Below are 4,030 nucleotides of genomic sequence, written 5' to 3'. Positions count from 1 at the left end.
GGTTGTGGGGGCGGCGCGCCCCCCACGCCGGCCGCATCATCGGCCTGGCCGCGGCGCTGGGCCTGGCCTTGGTCTTGTTCTATCCGCCCTTGCAGGAACGCCTGGCCACCACCTTCTCCGCCAGCAACGCCAGTACGGAAATCCGCATGGACGAATACCGCCGCTTCCCCGACGCGATGCGCGCCTATCCGCTGGGCCTGGGCTTCAAAGTGGATCCGCCGCCGCCGGACAGCGGCCTGCTCGGCATCTCCAACCTCTGGCTCAATTACGTTTACAAGCTGGGCGCGCCCGGCATGCTGCTCTTCGTCGCCGTCACCGTGGCCTGGTGGCGCGAGGCGCGGCCGCGCGGCCCGCTGTCCGCGCTGGACCCGGAGCGCGCGATCTGGCTCGGCACCCTGTCCGGCCTGCTGGCGGCGCTGCTCACCGGCCTGTTCGACCACTACTACAGCTTCACCATGGTGCTGATCGGCCTGTTCTGGCTGCTGATGGGCGTCAATCTGCAAGCGGCGCGCCGGCTGGCCGGCCGCGGCGATCCGCTATTGAGCGCCGTCGCGCCCGCCGGCCCGAAAACCGTTGATCCGAAAGCGAAACCGCGATGAAACCCACCGATCTTCCCGCCGCGCCGGCGCTGACGCTGCGCCACCGCATTTACCACAGCAGCGCGCTGCGCGAGCGGCTGGACGGCTACGCCGCGCGTCTGGGCGCGCCGGCGGCGGAACTGGCCGCCGCCTACGACTGGATGCTGGCCAACAACGTGGCCTTCGAAGAGGGCGACGCCGCCGAACCGCGCGTGTCCATCGTCTCCGTCGACATGGAAAGCCGCATCCCGCACCCCTTGGCTAGCCGCTTCTACGCGCTGTTGCGCGACGAAGTGCCCACCCAGCTGGTGCCGCGCTACGGCCTCAACTGGGCCACTTTCAAGGACCGCTGGCTGCGCGCCTGGGAGCAGGGCTACAACATCCTGATCAACAAGCTGCCGTCCCACCACCTGCGGCTGGCCTGGCTGCGCCTGGGCGGCGCGCGCATCGGCAAGGGCTCCAGCGTGTGGCGCAACACCGAGGTGCTGGGCGTCAACAATCTGGTGATAGGCGCGGACAGCTGCGTGGCCTGGCACTGCCTGCTGGACGCCCGCGCCGGGCTGATCATCGGCGATCACGTCGCCATCGCCTCCTACGCCAAGATCATCGCCGGCAGTCACGACCTGAGCGCGCCGGAATTCTGGTCGGTGTCCGCGCCGGTCTATATCGACGACTACGCCTGGATCGCCACCGGCGCGCTGATCGGCCACGGCGCGCGCATCGGCCGCGGCGCGGTGGTCACCGCCAACACCGTGGTGGGCAAGGAAGTGGCCCCGTACAAGATCGTCGGCGGCAGCGGGGCCAAGCCCATGGGCGAGCGGCCGCGCGATCTCAATTACAAGGTGGGCGGCAAGGGGCTGTTCACCCTGTTCCACTGATGATATCGAAGCCATGTTCGGTCCCGCCGCCTTATTGACCCTGGCCACGCTGGCCGGCCTGTTAGCCGGTTTCGCCCGCGAGTGGCTGCTGGTGGCCGCCTGGGGCGCCGGCGGGCGCAGCGACGCCTTTCTGGTGGCGATGTTCCTGCCGGAAGCCTTGCGCACCCTGCTGGCCGGCGGCTTGCTGTCCGCCGCGCTGCTGCCCTTGTGGCAAGCGCAGACGCCGGAGCGGCGCTGCGCTTGGCTGGCCGGTCAACTGCGCCACTGGCTGGCCGCGGGCTTGGGTCTGGCGGCGCTGCTGAGCCTGGCCGCCCCGTGGCTGACGCGGGCGCTGGCCCCCGGCATCGGCGCCGCTCACGCGGAATCGGCCGCCGCCGCTTTGCGCTGGCTGGCCTGGCTGGCGCCCGGCCTGCTGGCCCAGGCGGTGCTGGCGGCGCCGTTGCAAGCGCAGGGCCGCTTCCTGCTGGCCGGACTGGGCTCGCTGCTGTTCAATCTGCCGGCGGCGCTCTATCTGTACTGGGCCGGGTCGGCCGCGATGGCGGCGACGCTGGCGCAATGCTTTCTGGCCGGCAGCGGGTTGATGGTGGCGGCGCTGCTGCCCGGCAACTGGCGGCTGGGCTGGCGGCCCTGGCTGCGCGCCGGCCGTGGCGATGTCCGGCAGGTCTGGCGGCGGCTGTGGCCGCTGCTGGCCAGCGGGGCCGCCAGCCAGGGCCTGGGCTTGTTGGAGCGCCTGGCCGCCTCGCTGCTGGGCGAGGGGACGATTACCCTGCTGAATCTGGCGCGCAAGCTGATCAATCTGCCGCTGATCGCCTTGATGAGTTTGAACCAGGTCTTGTTGAGCAAGATGAGCGGCGCGCAGGACGCGGACCGGCTGCGGCTGCTGGACCGCGGCCTGGCCGCCTGCGGCCTGCTGACCCTGCCGGCGGCGGCCGGACTGATCGGCGCCGCGCCGGCGCTGGTGACGCTGCTGCTGCCGGCCGGCTTGGCCGCGAGCGACCTGCCGCTGCTGCTGGCGCTGTACGCGCCGGGCATCGTGTTCGGCGCCTGGAACGCGCTGCTGGCGCGCTATTGCTACGCCGGCGGCGACACCCGCGGCCCGTTGGCGGTGGAACTGGCCGGCAGCGCGCTGAGCGCCGCGCTGTTGCTGACGCTGCCGCGCTGGCTGGGTCTGCCCGGCCTGGCCTTGGCCGCCTTGGCCGGGGTGTGCTTGACCGGCGCGCTGCTGGCCGTCCGGCTGGGCCAGGGCTTGCCGTCAAAGCTGGCGCGCCAGGGCGCGGCGGCGTGCGCGCCGCTGATCGTCGCCGGGCTTGTCTTGTTCCCGCTGCGCGGCTCCGGGCCGTGGCCGCAACTGGCGCTGGCCGCCTTGGCCGGAGTCGTGCTGCTGTTGGGGCTGGGCTGGCGTTTTAGATCGGAGAGCATAGCTCCAGCAGCAGCCCATCCGGACAACGCAGATGGGACACCGTCTGGCCCCAGGGCTTGAGCGAGGGCGCTTGCAGCTCAACGCCGCCGTGGCGCAAGGCCTGGGCGTGGGCGGCGGCCACGTCGTCGGTCGTCAGCGCGATCTCCATGCCCAGCGGCAGCGGCGAGGCATCCGCCGCCACATAGCCTTCCGGCAGATTGCTGCGGCCCAGCGGGTGGGCGGCGAAAGCCAGCGTGGTGGCGCCGGTGTCCAGCTCGCCGTAATCGCCGGATTCGTGCAGGAAGCGGCGCTTCAGTCCAAAGGCGTTTTCAAAGAAGGCCAGCGAGGCGGCGACGTCGGAGACGTAGAGAATGGTGTAGGCGAATTGCATGGTTGGGCTCCTGATCAGGGTTTATTGCAGCTGCCGCAGCATGTCGGCGCATTGAACGATATGGGCGTACTCGCCGTCCAGATTGGCCAGCGCCATCGCGTGCACCTCGTCGGCGCTGCGCGGGGTGCCGGCGTAGTCCGCCTTGTCGAAGGCGAAGCAGGCGTCGGCGGCCACCAGGGTGCGGAAGCCGAGGTTGCCGGCGCTGCGGGCGGTGGCCTCCACCGAGTTGTTGGTGCTGACGCCGACGATGAGCAGTTGTTCGATGCCGCGTACGCGCAGCCAGCGTTCCAGGCCGCTGTGGGCGAAGGCGTCCGGCACGTTCTTTTCCATCACGTGTTCGCTCGCCAGCGGGGCCAGCGCCGGCTGGAATTCGACGCCGGGCTGTCCGGGCCAGAACGGCGAGCCGGGGGTGCGGGAGATGTGGCGTACGTGAAGCAGCGGCGCGCCGGCCTGGCGCCAGGCGTTCAGCAGTTGGGCGATATTGGCTTCGGCCTGGGGGTTGTTGCGCGGGCCGGCTTCGGGGCGGCTCATGCCTTGTTGCATGTCGATGATGATGAGGGCGGGGGCGGTGTGCATGGCGGGGATGCCGGGGTCATGGCGGGGGTTTAGTGTAGCAGGGGAGGTGGGGGTGTTCGATAGATTGCTCTGTATTTGGAGAGGGTTGCTTTGTTGAATCTGCTTTCACGGAGAGATGTGTCCTCCTTTGATTGCGCTGTGATTTGTGAGGGCTTTTCTGTTGAGTCCGCTGCGCGGATGATGATTTAGGTGCCGCTTTCCGCGCGGC

5 protein-coding genes are annotated in these 4,030 nt (G+C 70.0%); 3 read left to right on the top strand and 2 right to left on the bottom strand.

All coding sequences use genetic code 11. The features are described from left to right. The 3 genes from ACODRW_RS24135 to ACODRW_RS24125 all read left to right on the top strand — a co-directional run. Positions 1 to 599, top strand: a 599-nt coding sequence (locus ACODRW_RS24135; protein ID WP_488906897.1) for a hypothetical protein, incomplete at its 5' end; no start/stop codon positions are given. Continuing rightward, a complete protein-coding gene (locus ACODRW_RS24130; RefSeq protein ID WP_199225973.1) occupies positions 596 to 1,456 on the top strand; it encodes an acyltransferase in 861 nt (286 codons plus the stop codon). The genes ACODRW_RS24135 and ACODRW_RS24130, both read left to right, overlap by 4 nt. 13 nt (positions 1,457 to 1,469) lie before the next feature. Continuing rightward, entirely contained in the window at positions 1,470 to 2,936 is a 1,467-nt protein-coding gene (locus ACODRW_RS24125) for a lipid II flippase MurJ (protein ID WP_488906896.1), read from the top strand. Here the strand turns inward: ACODRW_RS24125 and ACODRW_RS24120 are convergent. Beyond that, positions 2,860 to 3,246, bottom strand: a complete 387-nt coding sequence (locus ACODRW_RS24120) for a VOC family protein (RefSeq protein WP_488906895.1) — start codon at positions 3,244 to 3,246, stop codon at positions 2,860 to 2,862. The two genes, ACODRW_RS24125 and ACODRW_RS24120, sit on opposite strands and share 77 nt — an antisense overlap. 21 nt (positions 3,247 to 3,267) lie before the next feature. Next, positions 3,268 to 3,822, bottom strand: a complete 555-nt coding sequence (locus tag ACODRW_RS24115) for a cysteine hydrolase family protein (protein ID WP_488906894.1) — start codon at positions 3,820 to 3,822, stop codon at positions 3,268 to 3,270. Between the last annotated feature and the right edge of the window lie 208 nt (positions 3,823 to 4,030).

The organism is Chromobacterium sp. FG89 (genome assembly GCF_057808735.1).
Note: the sequence above shows the minus strand (reverse complement) of the source record. Positions and strands in the feature narration are given on the sequence as shown.